We start from the raw sequence: 19,798 nt of genomic DNA, 5'->3' as shown, positions 1-19,798 counted from the left end.
TATTCGGCAAACGTCATAAAAATCGTAAAGAAAATTAATTATATTTTACAGAAAGGTCGGGCGTCTGTCCGTCCTTTTTTATAATTGATTGAAAATTTGCAGAAAAAATAAAATATTTGTAAAGTAAAGTTAACCTATTATTAAAGGAGAAAGCCTATGAATATAGAAAGTAAAATTCAAGACTTAGTTGATCAAGTCAACAATTTCTATCCTGAATTTGATAAAATATTTGTGAGTTTGGGCAAACCCAATATTAAAGCGCAAGTCAAATTATTAAAAAATAAGCGTAATCTTGAACGTGATGTTATGAAGCGATGCCAAAAATTTAAGAAACAAGCAGGTAGTTATCCGCAATGGATAAAATTGGATATCGTTACTGATACACAAACCATTCGTTTTGATAATGTAGCTGAAGAATTAATAACTACTCGTAGAAATTATATTGATTTTGGTATTGCAATGGATAATTATTGGAATTTAACTTTTTTACCAGAAGAAATTAATGCCAATGCATTTGTTAGACCTAAAAAAGGTACGAACACTTTATTTTTATCCGAAGAAAATATTAATAATTATCTTAAAAAATATACGACACATAAAAAAGGTTTTAGCTATGAATTTTACAAAGATAAAAATGTAACGAAGTTTTATACACAAGGGTTTATATATGATGGTGAAGGTATTTATCAATTACATGGAAGAGGATATCAAAAAAACTTACGTATAGTTAATAATTTACATACAGAAATTGATAAGTTAATAGATAAGAGTTCTGACTTTTTACAAAATATGCTAATGCCGAATGGACGCTATATTTATGGTTATTTTCCACATTTTGATAAAACGATTAATTTTTATAACGTACTTAGACACGCTTCCTCAACGTATGCATTAATTGAAGGTTTAGCATATCAACAGAAAGATATTACATCAACAGAGAAAGCAATTGACTATATTATTGATTATTGTTTATGCAAAGATAACTCAGGAGCAATGTTTGTTTTTGATGGTACGAATGATATCAATGAAATTAAATTAGGTCAAAATGCGTCATTTATTTTTGCTGTATGTGAATATTTAAAATATGGACAATTTAATAAACGTTATTTAAATGTAGCGCAGCAAGTTGCTCAAGGTATGTTAAAAATGATTAATCAGACGACAGGCGAAACGGTACATATTTTAAATTATCCAGATTTAACTGTAAAAGAAAAATATCGTATTGTATATTATGATGGAGAAGCAGCACTTGCGCTATTACGGTTATATCAAATCGATCAGCAGCCGCAATGGTTAAAAACGGTAAAAATATTATTTGAGTATTTTATTGCTAATGATTATTGGAAATATCATGACCATTGGTTAGGCTATTGCACAAATGAGTTAGTTCAAATTTCATCGGAAGAAAAGTATTACCGTTTTGGAATTCAAAACGTTAGTTCTCACTTGGATTATATTAAACAGAGGGAAACAACATACCCTACGTTTTTAGAAATGCTGATGGCCACATATCATTTAGTTGAAAAGGCTAAAGCTTCGGGATATGATGATTTGGTTGCAGAATGGTTAGACGAAGATAAATTTATTGATACGATCCATACAAGGGCAGATTATGAACGCACGGGTTTCTTTTATCCTGAAATTGCGATGTATTTTAAAAAGCCAGGTCGCATTTTAAATAGTTTCTTTATTAAACATCATGGTTATCGTGTAAGAATTGATGATATAGAACATTATGTATCAGGGTACGTGCAATATCAGAAAGTATTTAAGTCGTAAGTTTTGTAGGTAAAAGGAGTATAAGATATGACTCGAAAGGATAATCAAAAGAATGACAATAAAGTTCCTGAAAAACACAGCAAAAATTATGAAGACGAGAAATCAAAAATAGATAAAGAAATAGAAGCAGAATTACTGGAATATTTAAATAGGGATAAAACTAATGAAAAAGAAGAGAAGCAGGAAAAGAAAAAATACAAATCGGCAATGTTTGTTGTTTTACTGATTATTGTTTTACTATACTTATTTAAAATGGGCAAACATTTTATGTATATTGATATTAATGCGCTGCTGCTATATTTTAGTTAATATTATAAGAATGTATATCTCATGCGTTATTGTAATAAGACTTGTTGTGAGAAGGATACCTAACACTTTCGCTAAATTGATTTAATGTGAACTTAGCGAAAGTTTTTTTATAAAAATGATTAGAAATTAATAGCATAGTTATCACAATAAAATATTACTGTAAATAACAAAGTTTAAATACAAACGCATGTCGATTCTTCATAAAATTTTAAAACTTAGCAGATATAATATATTACGTAAAGATAATTAATAATACTTTATTTGAAATCATCACATGTTAAAGGAGAACCATACCAGTGAATAAATTTAAATTATCCATCTACTTACTATCCATTCTTCCAATAGATTATTTTGGTTTAATTATAGATTATCATTATAAAGTGATGTGGGGATATATTCCGCTAGTTATAATATCTATTGCTCTCGGAATGTTTATTAAAAGCTTTAAGAGCTATGTCTCAACATTTATGATTAGAACAATAGGTATAGTAATATCTTTCATTTGTACGCATGTTTTTATGAATTTGTATGAAACATCAGGGTATTTTAAACCGTTCTATGCATCTGGTTATGCCATTTTTTTAGGAATAATCAGTCATATCATCATACTGGTAACGATAGCAATTACTTATACAATCACACCAAAAGATGATAAGTCTTAGGCAGTTTTATGGTAAATGCATATTTATGTTACAGCTTAAATTAGTGATTATCTGCAAGTAGGTCGAATAACCAATAGGCTAATTATTATAGAGGTAATTGCACTATTTTTCTATTCAAAATTTAAAAATCGAACTAGTGTTTTATCTCACCAGTCCGATTTATTATAGAACCAAAAGAAATCATTATAAAATGAAATCAATTTTTAATGAATGATTTATGATTCATCGAGTAATGCTTGCGCTACTTTAAGTTGATGTTTAACTGCATCAGGTCCCGTAGAACCATAGCTTTGGCGACGTTGTAAGCAATTTGCTGGTTTGAGGTAGTCATAGATATCTGCTTCAATGCGTGCGTCATAAGCCTGGTAGCGTTCTAGTGAGACATCTAGGAGGTAAATACCTTGTTGTATACATTCAAATACTATTTTTCCAACGATTTCATGTGCAGTTCTAAATGGGACGTTTTTAGTAACTAAATAGTCAGCTAACTCTGTTGCATTTGAAAAATCTTGTGTAACTGTTTGTGCTAAGCGTTCTGAATTAACAGTCATAGTTGCAATCATACCTTCAAATATTCTTAATGAACCTTTGATCGTATGCAAAGCATCAAATAATCCTTCTTTATCTTCTTGCATGTCTTTATTGTATGCTAGTGGTAACCCTTTAAGTGTTACAAGCATACTCATCAAGTGACCTGTTGTACGTCCCACTTTGCCACGGATAAGTTCAGCCATATCGGGATTCTTTTTCTGTGGCATGATAGAGGAACCAGTTGAAAATGCATCCGCAAGTGTAATGAACTTTGCTTCATCTGTTGACCAAAAAATAATTTCTTCGGCAAAGCGTGATAAATGAACCATTGTTAATGAAATATTGTGCAATGTTTCTACAATATAATCACGGTCACTAACGGCATCTAAACTATTTTCATAAACGCTAGCAAATCCGAGTAAGTCCTTCGTTTCATGTCTATCAATTGGATATGTTGTACCGCTTAAGGCTGCTGCACCTAATGGTGAGATATCTATACGTTTTAAGCTATCAGTAAAGCGTCCTTTATCACGTTCAAGCATCCAAAAATATGTCATAATATGATGTGCGAAAGATATAGGTTGAGCACGTTGTAAATGCGTGTATCCAGGCATTATCGTATCAACGTGTTGATTGGCAAGCTCAACGATGGTCTGTTGGAAAGATTTAATTAACGTTGTTATATCTAAAACTTGTTGTTTTGTATATAAATGCATATCCGTTGCAACTTGGTCATTGCGACTACGACCAGTGTGCAGTCGACCACCTGCAGCACCTATGCGCTCAATTAATTCATGTTCAATATTTAAATGAATATCTTCCAATGAATGTTTAAATGTTAATTTATGCTGATGAAAATCAGCTTGTATTGCTTTTAGCCCGTCTATAATATCCGCTTTGTCTTGTGTTGAGATGATACCTTGATTTGCTAACATTGTGGCATGTGCAATACTTCCTGCAATGTCTTGATCAATTAAGGTTTGGTCAAAATCGATGGACGCATTAAAATCATCTACCCATTCCTCGGGTTGCTGTTGGAAGCGTCCACCCCATGCTTTATTGCTCATTGCTATAGCCTCCATGTAACATGGCGTTGACTTGTGTTGGTAAGCCAAAGATATCAATGAAGCCAACAGCAGCTTCTTGATTGAATGCGTCCTCTTTAGTATAGGTTGCTAATTTTTCATCATAAAGCGTGTAAGGTGATTGTCTGCCATTAACGATGGCATTACCTTTAAATAATTTAATTCTGACATCTCCTTCAACATGTTGCTGTGTTGAATCAATGAATGTTTTTAAGCTGTCTGTCAAAGGTGAGAACCATAACCCGTTGTATGTTTGCTCTGCGAATTGTTTTTCAATGATCGGTTTGAAATGTGCCACATCTTTTGTTAGCGTAATGGTTTCAAGCGCTTTGTGTGCTTTTAAAATGACTTCAGCACCAGGCGTTTCATAAATCTCTCTCGATTTAATACCTACAAGTCTATTTTCTACATGGTCGATACGACCGATGCCATGTTTCCCAGCTAGGTCATTCAAAGTTAAGATTAGCTCATCTAAATCATAGGCTTTATCGTTCAATTTAACTGGAATACCTTTTTTAAATGATAGGATAATTTCATCAGCAGTATCTGGTGTCTCTTCAATAGGTGTTGTTAAATCAAATGCATCTTCTGGAGGCGTTGCATAAGGATCTTCTAAAATACCGCATTCATTTGCTCTGCCCCATAAATTTTGATCAATTGAATAAGGAGAATCATGATTGATAGATACAGGAATATTGTGTTTCAATGCATAATCAATTTCTTCTTCACGGCTCCAAGCCCATTCTCGCACGGGTGCAAATGTTTTTAATTTAGGGTTCAAAGCTTTGATTGCTACTTCAAAACGTACTTGATCGTTTCCTTTACCTGTACAGCCATGTGCAATACCAATTGACTGTGTTTGTTCAGCAATTTCTACCAATTTTTTAGCAATGAGTGGTCGTGATAATGCTGATACGAGAGGATAACTATTTTCATACATCAAATTACCTTTAATAGCATAGCTTACATAGTCATCACTAAACTCTTTCGTAGCATTGATAATATGGCATTCAATTGCGCCCATTTCTAAAGCTTTAGAGTGTACAGTATCTAAATCTTTTCCTTCACCGACATCTAAACAACAAGCTACAACATCATATCCTTTATCTATAAGCCATTTAACTGCTACGCTAGTGTCTAATCCACCAGAATAAGCTAACACGATTTTATCTTTCATTATATAGTCACCTCAAATTGTTTTCATAATTATCATTATGACTTTATCATAACAGAAAGGTAATGAAAATAAAACCGTTTTATTACATAATTATACATTTTATAACTTTATCATTTTTCTTTATTAGCCTTATATGTTCACATTTAAAGCTTTTTTGTAATTTCTAAAAAATATGAAAAATGCATAAAAAAGTAATGGTAGATTTTACTTTAATTTGATATCATTATCATTTTTTAAATAGCTCAAATTTAGTTCTAAGGACTTGAAATTTGAATAAGGTATACAAAGTTAGTAAAATTAAAGTAATCTACCCCACAGGAGGCTTTTTAAATGACGCATATTCAATTAGATTATAGTAAAACGTTAGAATTTTTTGAAAAACATGAACTAGAACAACAACAAGAAATTGTAAAATCAATTCATCGTACAATTCATGAGGGAACAGGTGCGGGTCATGATTTCTTAGGTTGGCTTGATTTACCAGAAAATTATGATAAAGAAGAATTCTCTAGAATTGTTGAAGCGGCAAAACGCATTAAAGCTAATTCTGATGTGCTTGTTGTAATTGGAATTGGAGGATCTTATTTAGGTGCACGTGCTGCAATTGAAATGCTAACCTCATCATTCCGTAATAATACAGAATATCCTGAAATCGTTTTTGTTGGAAATCATTTATCATCCACATACACTCAAGAATTACTCGATTATTTAGCTGATAAAGATTTTTCTGTTAACGTAATTTCTAAATCAGGTACGACTACTGAGCCTGCAGTTGCATTTAGATTATTTAAGCAATTAGTTGAACAACGTTATGGTAAAAAAGAAGCACAAACACGTATTTTTGCTACTACTGATAAAGCAAAGGGTGCGTTGAAACAACTTGCTGATAATGAGGGCTATGAAACATTTGTTGTTCCTGACGATGTTGGCGGACGATATTCTGTACTAACTGCCGTAGGTCTATTGCCTATTGCAGCAGCTGGAATTAATGTTGAAGCAATGATGATAGGTGCAAATAAAGCACGTAAAGAGTTATCATCTGATAATTTAGACGATAATATTGCATATCAATACGCAACGATTCGTAACGTTCTTTATAATAAAGGCTACACAACTGAAATGTTAATTAACTATGAGCCGTCTATGCAATATTTCAACGAGTGGTGGAAACAATTATTTGGTGAATCAGAAGGTAAAGATTTCAAAGGTATTTATCCATCAAGTGCTAACTATACAACTGATTTACACTCTTTAGGACAATATGTACAAGAAGGACGTCGTTTCTTATTTGAAACTGTAGTTAAAGTAAATCATCCTAAACAAGATATCACGATTGAAGAAGATAGCGAGGATTTAGACGGTTTAAACTATTTAGCAGGCAAAACAATGGACGAAGTCAATACTAAAGCATTTGAAGGTACGCTATTAGCACATACAGATGGCGGTGTTCCAAACATTGTCATTAATGTACCAAGATTAGATGAAGAAACATTTGGCTATTTAGTATATTTCTTCGAATTAGCCTGCGCAATGAGCGGTTATCAACTAGGCGTTAATCCATTCAATCAACCTGGAGTTGAAGCATACAAACAAAACATGTTTGCATTACTAGGTAAACCAGGTTATGAAGATAAAAAAGCTGATTTAGAAGCACGCCTATAATAGGTAATGGTTTATTAAAGTTTGTTGAGCCGATATGTGGTAATAGTGCCGCATATCGGTTTTTAGTCTTTCAATAAGGTATTGTAGGCGTTTATTTGCTACAATGTTTTTAAGTAAATAGCAATGTCAGACATTATTTATAGAAGGGATAGGTCACTCATGTTACAACAAATTGAACAATGGTTTGATGCGTTTCGAGATTTGGGCTATTTGGCTGGCTTTCTACTTCTATATTTAAGAGCTATGGTACCCATCTTACCGTTATTTCTTTATATTACAGTTGTTATTCATGCTTATGGATTTACTGTAGGAATTATTATATCTTGGTTGGGAATTGTAGCAGGTACATTTACAGTCTATCTTATTTGCAAACGATTTATTCATTCCAAATTTATGCTTAAAATTCAGCAAAGAACAGCGGTGAAAAGGCTTATTCATTTTATAGATAGACAAGGACCGGTGCCTATATTTATCTTACTATGCTTCCCGTTTACGCCCACTACGTTAGTGAATTTTGTTGCAAGTTTATCCCATATTAAGACTGAATATTACTTTATTATTTTGCTAATCTCTAAATTGATTTCTATATTATTATTAGGCATGATGGGCACAGGAATAACAACATTATTTACGCATCCTATTCGTGGCATATTATTGATTTTAGTTACAGTTGTATTATGGATTGTTGGCAAACAAGTTGAAAAGTATTTTATGGGTCAATCAAAGGAGAAGTGACAAGGTGCAAAAAGTTAGTCAATATATAATAGCTTTTATTGCTGCGATAATTTTTGTTTTCATTTTAAATGTTTTTATTATTCAAGGTGCAGTAGTAAAGCAACAGAACATGGCACCTGTTTTACAAAAAAATGATCGTGTCATTGTTAATAAAGTCAAAGTGACGTTTAACATACTACAACATGGCGATGTCGTTATGTTCCGACAACATGGTGATTTAAAGTTTAGTCGAATTGTCGGTATGGCTGGTGAATCAGTTGAAGTCAAGCAGGGGCAATTATATCGAGATGATAGACAAATTAAAGCACCATATGCTAAAAATATAAAAACAGACTTTCAGTTACGCAATTTACCTCATTCAGAAGGAGATATCATTCCACCTGATAAGTACCTTGTACTATCTGATGATAGTCGATTAAATAAGCAATCTCAGTCATATCAACTTATAGATAAAAAAGACATTATTGGTGATGTTAATTTAACTTATTATCCTTTCCATCATTTTCGTTATAACTATGAACGATAAAGGAGGTGTTTATGTGAAAAAGGAATTGACAGAATGGTTAATAGCTATAGCGGTAGGTATTATTTTAGTCATACTAATCATTAATTTTGTAGCGAAATCATATACCATTAAAGGCGACTCAATGAATCCAACATTAAAAGATGGCGATCATGTTCTGGTCAATATTATCGGCTATAAAGTAGGCACTGTGAAAAAGGGGAATGTCATTGTCTTCCATGCAAACCAAAAGGATGATTATGTTAAACGCGTTATAGGCACACCAGGTGACAAAGTTTACTATCGAGATGATCAACTTATTATAAACGGAAAAAAAGTAAAAGAACCTTATCTCGAATACAATATGAAACGTAAGCAAGGAGAGTATATTACTGGATCTTTAGATATAAAAGATTTGGCCGGTGCAAAACATAATTCTAATGTCATACCTCAACATAAATACCTCGTGTTAGGAGACAATCGTGAGGTAAGTAAAGATAGCCGTGCTTTTGGCCTTATCGATGAAAAGCAAATTGTCGGTAAAGTGTCTTTAAGATTTTGGCCATTAACTGATTTTAAATTTAATTTTAACCCTGATATGAGCTAATGATATAGACAAGAGATGATTGCATTTCAATGCGCAACGTCTCTTTTTATTTATCATAAAAAGTATTTTCGATTATCTGCGAACAACCTCATAAAATCACTATATAGAAACGTATGTTCTGTGTTAAAATGAATTTAATAAAGGAGCGTGGCTATATTTATGGAATTTAATACATATATCGGAAGAGCTGGGACCGGCAAATCCTATCAAATGATTAGTGACATTAAATCAGAAATGAAACGCCAACCTCTTGGAGACCCGATTGTACTCATAGCCCCTACTCAAAGTACCTTTCAGTTGGAACAAGCTTTTGTAAGCGACCATGAATTGTATGGAAGTCTTAGAACAGAAGTACTACATTTTGAGCGATTAAGCCATCGTGTGTTTCAAGAAGTAGGTGGCTTATCAGAAGAACGCTTATCTAAATCAGCCATGGAAATGATGATTTATGATATTGTTCAAAATCACCAACAGGAATTAAAGCTTTATCATTCTCAAGCTAAATATTATGGCTTTAGTGAGAAATTAGCAGAACAAATACAAGATTTTAAGAAATATGTTGTAACACCTGAGGATTTGCAATCGCTTGTGACACAACATTCATTACCTACACGCATGCAACATAAATTAGAAGATATTGCATTAATATATAATGCTTTTGAGCGTCAAATTGCTGGACGTTATATCACATCAGAAGATAAGCTGAAGCAATTCATTAATGTTATGCCACAGTCACAATGGTTGAAGCGTGCTGAAATTTATATAGATGGTTTCCATAACTTTTCATCATTAGAGTACGACATTATCAAACATTTAGTGAAGTATGCTAAGAAGGTAACTGTACTTCTAACAACTGATGGAAATACTGATCCATTTAGTCTATTTAGAAAGCCATCTGAAGTATTACAACATTTAGAAGAAATTGCAGCAGAATTAAATATAACTTTAAATCGCAAACATTTTAACCAACAACATCGATTTACTAATCATGATTTAGTGCACTTAGAACAAGAATTTGATGCTTTACAAATTAATCCAATCCAACAACAAGGTCACATTCAAATACTTGAAGCGGCAAGTATACGAGAAGAAGTCAATGAAGTTGCACGACAAATTATTAAAGCGACGCGTGAGCAACACTTAAGGTATCAAGACATAGCAATACTGTATCGAGATGAAAGCTATGCATATCTACTAGCATCTGTCCTGCCACAATTTGACATCCCATTTCATATTGATATAAAGAAATCTATGACACATCATCCTATCATGGAAATGGTGCGTTCATTAATAGAAGTCATGCGTACAAATTGGAGTACAGATGCTATGCTGCGCTTATTTAAAACAGATATCTTAACATACCAAATAAAAAACAGCAGTTATCTTATTGATTTATTAGAAAATTTTGTATTAGAACGCGGTATCACTGGGAAACGTTGGTTTGATGAATCTCGATTTCAAATAGAACATTTCCAGAAAATGGGGCGTAAAGAACATCAGCTTACACCTGAAGAACAAGAAACCTTTGAAAAGGTTGTGCAACTAAAAGATGATGTGGTTCATAAAATTCTCTATTTCGAACAGGCGATGAATGATGCGCATACTGTCATTGATTATGCTACGGCATTTTACGAAAGCATGGAATATTTTGAACTGCCTAATCAATTAATGACTATACGTGATACGTTAGAGGCTGATCATCGGTATGAAGAAGCTGAAGAAATTGATCAAATTTGGAATGGCATCATTCAAATTTTAGATGATTTAGTCACAGTATTTGGAACGACTGAGATGTCATTACAACGTTTTAACGAAGTACTAGATATTGGTTTAGAACAGTTAGAATTTGCCATGATTCCTCAAACGCTAGATCAAGTATCAATAGGGAGCATGGATTTAGCTAAAGTAGACAACAAGGCTAAAGTATTTATGGTTGGTATGAATGATGGCGTGATACCTCAACCGATTGCTTCTACGAGCTTAATATCTGATGAAGAAAAGAAATTTTTTGAAACACAAACTCATATTGAGTTGAGTCCAACATCAGATGTTTTGCAGATGGATGAAGCATTTGTATGTTATATAGCAATGACACGTGCGACACAACAAGTAACTTTTTCGTACAGCTTAATGGGTAATTCTGGCGATGAAAAAGAAATCAGTCCATTTTTGTCTCAAATTAAGCAGCTTTATACAAACATGCAGATAGATAATTTAAATTATGTTCATGCGCAACAACCATTATTACTCGTTGAACATGGCCATCAAACTAAAATTCATTTATTTGAAGCTTTACGTGCATGGCTTGATGATGAAATCGTTGCAGATACATGGATAGATACGTATCAAGTCATGCGAGATGATGCACAATTAAATGATGGACTTGATTATTTATTAACGTCATTAACTTATGATAATCACACTGTACAATTGAGTGATCAATTGGCACAGCAATTATATGGTAAAGCGATTAATGCCAGTGTGTCACGTTTTGAAGGATATCAACAATGTCCATTTAAACACTATGCTTCTCATGGGTTACGCTTAAATGAGCGTACGAAATATCAATTGCAAAACTTTGATCTTGGTGACATTTTTCATTCTGTATTAAAGTACATTTCTGACAGAGTTAATGGTGATTTTAAACATTTAAACGCTAAGACAATCAAACAGCTGACTTCTGAAGCACTTGAAGCAATTTTACCGAAAGTTCAATTTAATTTATTAAATTCTACAGCTTATTATCGCTATTTATCGCAGCGTATTGGCGCCATTATAGAAACGACACTTGGCGCATTAAAATACCAAAGTAGCTATTCTAAATTTAAGCCACAACGCTTTGAAACCGGATTTCGTCGCAAGCCTCATCAAGATGAACTTATGGCCGAATCACTTCAAACAACTCAAGGCATTCCGATTAATATAAGAGGACAAATTGACCGCATAGATACCTACACTGAAGATGATCAAAGTTATGTGAATATTATTGATTATAAATCGTCAAAAGAAAGTGCAAAGCTAGATTTAAAGAAGGTTTACTATGGTTTACAAATGCAGATGATGACATATATGGATATTGTTTTGCAGAACCATGAACGGTTAGGATTATCAGACACAATTAAACCAGGGGGATTGCTGTATTTTCATGTGCATGAACCTCGCATCAATTATAAACATTGGACTGATATTGATAATGTTCAGTTAGAATTAGATTTTAAAAAAGCGTTTAGAATGAGTGGATTAGTAAATAGCTCAGAAGAAGTGTTAAATGCTTTAGATTTAAGAATGGAACCAAAATTTGTGTCTGATATCATACCCGTGGGAAAAACAGCTAAAAACACTATAAATCAGCGAGGCAGTCAAGTCGCTGATGAAGCGACAATCATGAAGTTTATTGAGCATAATAAGCGTAACTTTATTGAAACCGCATCTAATATTATGGCAGGACATACAGAAGTGGCGCCATTAAAATATAAACAAACTTTACCTTGTCAATATTGTAGCTATCAGTCTGTTTGTCATGTTGATGGCATGATTGATAGTAAACGATATCGTACAGTTGATGAAACAATTAATCCTATTGAAGAAATCCAAGAGGCGGTTAAAGATGGAGGTGACGATGCATGATACCAGTCAAGCCCGAAGGGGTAATTTGGACAGATGCGCAGTGGCAAAGTATATATGCTAAAGGTCAAGATGTGTTAGTTGCGGCCGCTGCCGGCTCAGGGAAAACGGCAGTTTTAGTAGAAAGAATTATTCAACGTATCATCAGAGACAATGTTGATGTTGATCGATTATTGGTGGTTACTTTTACTAATTTAAGTGCACGTGAAATGAAACATAGGGTAGAACAACGCATTCAAGAAGCAGCACTTGAAGATCCTAATAATACGCATTTAAAGAATCAACGCATAAAGATACACCAAGCTCAAATTTCTACATTGCATAGTTTTTGTTTAAAGCTAATACAACAGCATTACGATGTGTTAGATGTTGATCCTAATTTTAGAACGAGTAGTGAAGCAGAAAACATCTTACTGTTAGAACAGACCATAGATGAAACTTTAGAACACTACTATGATGTGTTAAACAGCGATTTCATTGAACTAGCAGAGCAATTGTCTAAGGATAGAAATGACGATGACTTTAGAACAATCATTAAATCTCTTTATTACTTTAGTATTGCGAACCCCAATCCTTTTGAATGGTTAACCCAATTAGTGAAACCATACCAAAATGAAGCACAACAAGACAACTTGTTACAATTGTTGACAGATTTGTCGCGTATTTTTTTACGTGCTGCACAAGAGGCTTTAAGTAAAAGCTATGAAATATTTACTTTAGCTGAAGATACGGACAAGCAAATAGCTGTCATTGAAGATGAAATGGCTTTTATGACTAAAGCCTTTGATGGAGATATGATACAAAGTGATGTAATTGCAAATCATGAATTTGTCAGTAGATTTCCTGCATTGACTAAAAAGATAAAAGAAGTAAATGAAACTATGGGTGATGCACTTGTTGAAGCTAAAGCATATTACGATAAATATAAATCGCTTGTATCCAAAGTCCAAGCAGACTATTTCTCACGCAGTGCGCAAGATTTAAAGCGAGATATGCAAAGGTTGGCACCACGAGTAAATATATTAGCAGACATTGTTAAAGACGTTATAACTGCATTTGGTCAAAAAAAACGAAGTCGTAATATCCTAGACTTTGCTGACTATGAGCATTTTGCGTTACAAATATTAACAAATGATGATGGCTCACCTTCTCATATCGCGGAGATGTATCGCGAACAGTTTGCTGAAATATTAGTAGATGAATACCAAGATACCAATCGCGTACAAGAACAAATATTATCCTGCATTAAGACTGGTTCAGAAGCAGACGGTAATTTATTTATGGTAGGGGATGTCAAGCAATCTATTTACAAATTTAGACAAGCAGACCCAAGTCTATTTATTGAGAAATATCAACGTTTTAATGCAGAGGGTAACGGCACAGGTATACGCATTGATTTGTCGCAAAACTTCCGATCTAGAAAAGAAGTGTTAAGTACCACTAACTATTTATTTAAGCACATGATGGACGAAGAAGTTGGTGAAATTAGTTACGATGATGCTGCACAATTGTACTATGGTGCGCCATTTGATGAGGTGGATCATCCAGTAGAGCTGCGTACATTGATTGAAGCAGATAAAGAACATAGTGAACTAAATGGCTCAGAACAAGAAGCTGAATATATTGTTAAACAGGTGAAAGATATTTTAGAAAATAAGCGTATATTTGATATGAAAACGGGTCACTATCGTCAACCAACATATAAAGATATTGTTATTTTAGAACGTAGTTTTTCGCAAGCTAGAGACTTGCAACAAGCGTTTAAAGATCATGACATACCCTTTCACGTGAACAGTAGACAAGGCTATTTCGAACAAACGGAAGTGCGATTAGTTTTATCATTTTTAAGAACAATAGATAATCCTTTACAAGATATTTATTTAGTAGGATTGATGCGTTCGGTCATCTATCAATTTACCGAAGATGAATTAGCTAATATACGTGTCTTCAGTCCTAATGATGACTATTTCTATCAATCTGTTGTGAACTATATTAACCATGATTTGGCTAATAAAAAATTAGTAAAGAAACTACAAAATTTCATAGCTGATATTAAAATGTATCAGATTTATAGTCAAAGTAATCCAGTTTACCAACTCATAGATAAGTTTTACCATGACCATTATGTTATCCAATATTTCAGTGGTTTGATTGGTGGTAAAGGACGACGGGCCAATCTTTATGGATTATTTAATAAGGCTATCGAATTTGAAAATTCTAGTTTTAGAGGACTTTATCAATTTATTCGTTTTATAGATGAACTGATTGACCGCGGCCAAGATTTTGGCGAAGAAAATATCGTAGGTCCTAATGATAATGTCGTTAAAATGATGACTATTCATAGCAGTAAGGGATTAGAATTTCCATTTGTTATTTATTCAGGATTAACAAGGGAATTTAATAAGAAAAATTTACGGGAACAAGTTATCTTAAATCAAAAATATGGTTTAGGTATCGATTATTATGATATTGATAAAAATATGGCATATCCTTCACTGTCATCTGTTGCTTATAAAGCAATAACAGAAAAAGAAATGATATCAGAAGAAATGCGTTTAATTTATGTGGCATTGACACGTGCAAAGGAACAACTTATTTTAATTGGCAGACTTAAATCTACAAAAAAACTTGAAGAGTACGAAAAATTAGCTATTTCAGGTTCACATATAGCTGTTAATGAGCGTTTGACGGCAGAACATCCTTTTGAACTTATTTATGGTATTTTGTCGAAGCATAAGTCCTATGAACTGACACCGGATTTAATGTTCGAAAATGATATTGCAAATTTAGCAGAAAGCATAAGACCAAACGTAAATATCATTATTGATTATTTTGAAGATATTATTGAAGCTAATCATCAAGATATGAATGAGCAGCGTTCTATTTCGGATCTTAATACGTTGGATACAGGCAACGATGATATTAAGGCGAAAATTACGCAACAGCTTAAGTTTAAATATCCAAACGTGATTAATACCACTAAGCCTTCTAAGCAATCCGTATCTGAATTAAAACGACAACTGGAAACTGAAGAAAGCGATACGAACTACGATCGCGTTCGACAATATCGCATTGGTGTTGCGACATATGAACGGCCAAGATTTATGCGTCATGTTACGAAGCGTAAAGCCAACGAAGTAGGAACATTAATGCACACCGTCATGCAACATTTGCCTTTCAAACCTGAGCGTATGACAGAGGAAGCATTGGAGCAATATATTGATCATTTAATCACACAACAAATTATTGAACATGATGCTAAGAAAGATATTAAATTTCCAGAAATAATGACGTTTATTCAAAGTGATTTATATCTTGAAATCGCAGAAGCTGAACAAATTTATCGTGAATTACCTTTTGTTGTAAATCAAGCAAAAGTTGATAATATATCAGATAACCATGAAGACGTAGCGATTATTCAGGGTATGATTGATCTAATTTATAAGAAAGATAATCAATATTACTTTGTTGATTATAAGACAGATGCTTTTAATAGACGAAAAGGTATGACAGATGAAGAAATAGGAGAACAACTTAAGGAAAAATATCGCATTCAAATGCAATATTATAAAAATGCTTTAGAAACCATGCTCCATACTGAAGTAAAAGGTTCTTTATATTTCTTCCAGTTTGGTAGATTATCCATATAGTTCAGTCCAATCAAGATTTTTAAAGCGAAATTATTTGAACAAGGTTTGTCATAATGTATGAGCTAACTTTTGAAATTTTCGGACATATATATTTGTGATTTTAAGAAAATTATAGTTATAATATGAGTTAAGATATAGATGAGGAGTTGATAATGAATGAAATTCTTGTCATTCAAACATGAAGACGTCACATCTTACGGCGTGAAAGTAAAACGTGAAGATGCGGTTTGGGATTTAACAAAAGTATTTGCTGATTTTGCAGAAGGGGATTTTCATCCTAAATCATTATTAGCGGGCTTACAACAAAACCAAACGTTAGATTTTCAAGAACAAGTACGAAAAGCTGTTGTTGCTGCAGAAGATAGTGGCAGAGCAGAGGATTATAAAATAGCATTCAAAGATATTACATTTTTACCACCAGTGACACCGCCAAATAATGTTATTGCTTTTGGGAGAAACTATCAAGATCATGCGAGCGAACTTAATCATGAAGTCCAACGCCTCTATGTATTTACAAAAGCAGCTTCATCGTTAATCGGCGATAATGCTACAATTCCGAATCATAAAGATATTACAGATCAATTGGATTATGAAGGTGAACTTGGTATTGTTATTGGTAAATCAGGTGAGAAAATTCCTAAAGCTTTAGCGCTAGATTATGTCTATGGGTATACTATTATCAATGACATTACAGATCGTAAAGCGCAGGATGCTCAAGACCAAGCATTTTTATCTAAAAGCTTAACGGGTGGTTGCCCTATGGGACCATTTATTGTGACTAAAGATGAATTACCAACACCGGAAAATGTAAATATAGTGACTAAAGTAAATAATGATATCCGTCAAGATGGTAATACAGGAGAAATGATTTTAAAAATTGATGAATTAATTGAAGAAATTTCAAAATATGTCGCATTACATCCAGGTGACATTATTGCAACTGGTACACCGGCTGGGGTTGGAGCTGGAATGGAGCCACCACAATATTTACAACCTGGCGATGAAGTAAAAGTAACAATTGACAATATTGGTACGTTAACAACATATATTGCAGAATAAGTTAGTGTGTAAACATATAGTTATAGAGGTTAAGATATAAATCGTCTCTTACTTAATAACAAATCAGTCTGGGACATCATTATGTTTTAGGCTATGAAATATATATTAGCAGTCGTTGACTGGATTAAAAATACGCTTATACTAAGCTTTTTTCAATCCTAGTCAACTTGCTGGGGCGGGACTACGAATTCATTATGAATTCTGTCCCGCTCACATTTTTGTTATTGAAATTATCGTTTTAACGTGAAAAATTCATATTCTGTATTTAGTGATGAATTGTAGAATGAATGGTTCCATGAATATTGTACTTTAGTCTACGATTTCAAAGGCTTGTTTCCGCTGTTGTGCAGGTGCAAGGCTTTTTTAATTATGATTTGATGCACATGTATTGTTATAAATGTAAATGATGATGAATACAGTAGAGTGATAAATATGTTATATTTATTTAAGTAATTATTGATATTTTTTAGTGGGGGGATAAAGTTTTGTTACATGTACATATTTTAAGCTGGGTGCTTGCGATTATAATGTTTATAGTGACATATCTTAATTATTCAAAAACACAAGGTGGGACGCCTACAGCTAAACCATTACATATGGTGTTGAGGGTTGTTATTTTGCTAACGTTAATCTCTGGATTTTGGATAATTATTAAAGAATTTGCAAGTGGTGGAGGCAACCACATGTTATTGACACTCAAAATGGTATGTGGCATAGCAGTAGTTGCTTTAATGGAAGTAACGATCATAAAACGTAAAAAGCATGAATCAACACAAGGATTATTTTGGACGACAATTGCATTAATTGTGATTACAATCATTTTAGGAATTATTTTACCACTTGGTCCATTAACTAAAATGTTTGGATTAAGTTAAATAATCATTTGATAGAAGAGACTAGTACATTATCCCTAGAAAACAGGATGGGATATAAATCTCAAGATAATAAGCACAAAGATGGTTTGAAATTCAACATCATCTTTGTGCTTATTTTTAGCTTCAATACTTCGTAATAATGGCTCGCTTTATATGCTAGATTTAATTAACCGTTGCCTAAAATTTTTAAAGATTACGTGCTTTGTAGCCCAACATATTTATTAAATCTTTGGGATGACTATATGGTGGCGCATAGGCGACTTCAAATTCGGTAAGTGCATCAATTGTTAAGTCATTCATCATGGCCATTGACAGTACGTCGATGCGTTTATCCACACCCTGTTTTCCTACTGCAGCAGCACGAATGATTTTACGATTATTTGTATCAAAATAGGCACGTAGATGCAATTTATCATTTCCTGGGTAATAGCCAGCATGTGTTCCACCAGTAATTTCAACCATTTTATAGTCAAAATGCTTCAATTCATTAGGCTTTATACCTACACTGGCGAATGAATAATCAAAAAATTTAACAATATTTGAGCCTAAATAGCCCTTAAAAGTAATATTTGAATTCCCAGCAATTTGTTCAGCAATAATACTAGCCGCACGATGGGCTCCCCAAGCCAATGGGACTTGTGCAGGGAGATTTACATGGCGATAATGTGATTTTATCACATCTCCAAGCGCATAAACATTGCTAATATTTGTCTCAAATTTATCATTTACTGGAATAAAACCTTGTGTATCTAGTTGGATATTTGAAGACTCAAGGAATTTAGAATTTGGATGTGTTCCTACGCCTTCTATAACAATATCATATTGTTCAGAGTGACCTGATTTAAAGTGAACGATTGAGCCGTCAATATCATCGATTTCTTCATTAAATCGATATGGTATTTTATATTGGTTCAGCATTTCCAAAATTGGCTGATTCATGTCGCTATCCATCAGTTTATTAATATGTTCAGAGCGATGGATTAATGTGACATCTAAACCACGATGATATAAATTTTCAAGAATTTCTAAAGCAATATAACCCGCACCAACTATAAGTGCACGTTGTGCGTGATGGTTTTTAATATATTTGTCTATTTGGTCAGTATCTTCCATATTGCGAAGTGTAAAAACCATAGGACTATCGCTGTTGAGTTTGTTAGCATTTGCACCTGGGCTGAGAATCAATTTATCATACGCTGCTTCAAAGGTTTGATTTTTCTGTCGATCTCGGACAGTTACAATATTGCGTTGCGTATCGACGGCGACAACTTCATGGTATGTTTTAACATCAATGTTTTTATCTTCTTTAAATGAGCTTGGGGTAATAGGTAATAATTGATCTCGAGATGAAACGATTTGACCTAGATAATAGGGTAAGCCACAATTAGCTAAGCTCATATCACGATCTCGCTCAAATATTGTAATCTTACAGTCATTATCTAATCTTCTAATTTGACTTGCACAGGTAGCGCCACCAGCTACAGCACCTACTACAATCATTTTTTGCATGTCTTCATTCTCCTTAAATATAATGTACTGAA

At 33.3% G+C, this 19,798-nt stretch carries 14 protein-coding genes; 11 read left to right on the top strand and 3 right to left on the bottom strand.

The genetic code is table 11. The features are described 5' to 3' along the window. The first annotated feature begins 156 nt into the window (after window positions 1-156). The 3 genes from CD041_RS04875 (at window position 157) to CD041_RS04865 (ending at window position 2,750) form a co-directional block, all read left to right on the top strand. Entirely contained in the window at window positions 157-1,779 is a 1,623-nt protein-coding gene (locus CD041_RS04875) for a poly(glycerol-phosphate) alpha-glucosyltransferase (RefSeq protein ID WP_070647925.1), read from the top strand. Window positions 1,780-1,806: 27 nt separating this feature from the next. Next, the gene (locus CD041_RS04870) at window positions 1,807-2,088 is read left to right on the top strand and encodes a hypothetical protein (RefSeq protein WP_037544616.1); all 282 of its coding nucleotides are present in this window, start codon (window positions 1,807-1,809) and stop codon (window positions 2,086-2,088) included. A 296-nt stretch (window positions 2,089-2,384) separates the two neighbouring features. Further along, window positions 2,385-2,750, top strand: coding sequence for a hypothetical protein (locus CD041_RS04865; protein ID WP_002478440.1), 366 nt, complete (start codon window positions 2,385-2,387; stop codon window positions 2,748-2,750). Between the two features lie 215 nt (window positions 2,751-2,965). On the opposite strand, the gene argH is transcribed toward CD041_RS04865, so the two are convergent. Both argH and CD041_RS04855 read right to left on the bottom strand, forming a co-directional pair. Continuing rightward, complete coding sequence (argH, locus tag CD041_RS04860) at window positions 2,966-4,348, bottom strand: argininosuccinate lyase (protein ID WP_002478439.1); 1,383 nt, start codon at window positions 4,346-4,348, stop codon at window positions 2,966-2,968. After that, window positions 4,338-5,543, bottom strand: a complete 1,206-nt coding sequence (locus CD041_RS04855; RefSeq protein ID WP_002459540.1) for an argininosuccinate synthase — start codon at window positions 5,541-5,543, stop codon at window positions 4,338-4,340. Before CD041_RS04855 ends, argH begins: the two co-directional genes overlap by 11 nt. Window positions 5,544-5,873: 330 nt before the next feature. On the opposite strand from CD041_RS04855, the gene CD041_RS04850 reads away from it, so the two are divergent. The 8 genes from CD041_RS04850 to CD041_RS04815 all read left to right on the top strand — a co-directional run bounded on the left by CD041_RS04850 (window position 5,874) and on the right by CD041_RS04815 (window position 18,257). Continuing rightward, the gene (locus CD041_RS04850; protein WP_002478438.1) at window positions 5,874-7,205 is read left to right on the top strand and encodes a glucose-6-phosphate isomerase; all 1,332 of its coding nucleotides are present in this window, start codon (window positions 5,874-5,876) and stop codon (window positions 7,203-7,205) included. A 159-nt stretch (window positions 7,206-7,364) separates the two neighbouring features. Next, window positions 7,365-7,940 (top strand): TVP38/TMEM64 family protein, encoded by a 576-nt coding sequence (locus CD041_RS04845; protein WP_070647926.1) that lies wholly within the window; start codon window positions 7,365-7,367, stop codon window positions 7,938-7,940. Window positions 7,941-7,944: 4 nt separating this feature from the next. Continuing rightward, window positions 7,945-8,466 carry a signal peptidase I gene (lepB, locus tag CD041_RS04840; protein ID WP_002459537.1) on the top strand — a complete coding sequence of 174 codons (522 nt, stop codon included), beginning with the start codon at window positions 7,945-7,947 and terminating at the stop codon, window positions 8,464-8,466. 13 nt (window positions 8,467-8,479) lie between these two features. Continuing rightward, complete coding sequence (lepB, locus tag CD041_RS04835; protein WP_002478435.1) at window positions 8,480-9,049, top strand: signal peptidase I; 570 nt, start codon at window positions 8,480-8,482, stop codon at window positions 9,047-9,049. A 159-nt stretch (window positions 9,050-9,208) separates the two neighbouring features. Continuing rightward, window positions 9,209-12,676 carry a helicase-exonuclease AddAB subunit AddB gene (gene addB / locus CD041_RS04830; protein ID WP_080606609.1) on the top strand — a complete coding sequence of 1,156 codons (3,468 nt, stop codon included), beginning with the start codon at window positions 9,209-9,211 and terminating at the stop codon, window positions 12,674-12,676. Further along, entirely contained in the window at window positions 12,673-16,323 is a 3,651-nt protein-coding gene (addA, locus tag CD041_RS04825; RefSeq protein WP_070647928.1) for a helicase-exonuclease AddAB subunit AddA, read from the top strand. Before addB ends, addA begins: the two co-directional genes overlap by 4 nt. Window positions 16,324-16,479: 156 nt before the next feature. Beyond that, complete coding sequence (locus CD041_RS04820) at window positions 16,480-17,382, top strand: fumarylacetoacetate hydrolase family protein (RefSeq protein ID WP_002459533.1); 903 nt, start codon at window positions 16,480-16,482, stop codon at window positions 17,380-17,382. A gap of 485 nt (window positions 17,383-17,867) precedes the next feature. Then, the gene (locus CD041_RS04815) at window positions 17,868-18,257 is read left to right on the top strand and encodes a YisL family protein (RefSeq protein ID WP_002478432.1); all 390 of its coding nucleotides are present in this window, start codon (window positions 17,868-17,870) and stop codon (window positions 18,255-18,257) included. A 186-nt stretch (window positions 18,258-18,443) separates the two neighbouring features. Here CD041_RS04815 and CD041_RS04810 read toward each other — a convergent pair whose 3' ends face one another. Continuing rightward, entirely contained in the window at window positions 18,444-19,766 is a 1,323-nt protein-coding gene (locus CD041_RS04810) for a CoA-disulfide reductase (protein ID WP_080606608.1), read from the bottom strand. Window positions 19,767-19,798: the final 32 nt, after the last annotated feature.

Origin of the sequence: Staphylococcus lugdunensis (assembly GCF_002901705.1) — a bacterium.
Classification (GTDB): Bacteria; Bacillota; Bacilli; order Staphylococcales; family Staphylococcaceae; genus Staphylococcus; species Staphylococcus lugdunensis.
This window is presented reverse-complemented; position numbering and strand designations above follow the sequence as displayed.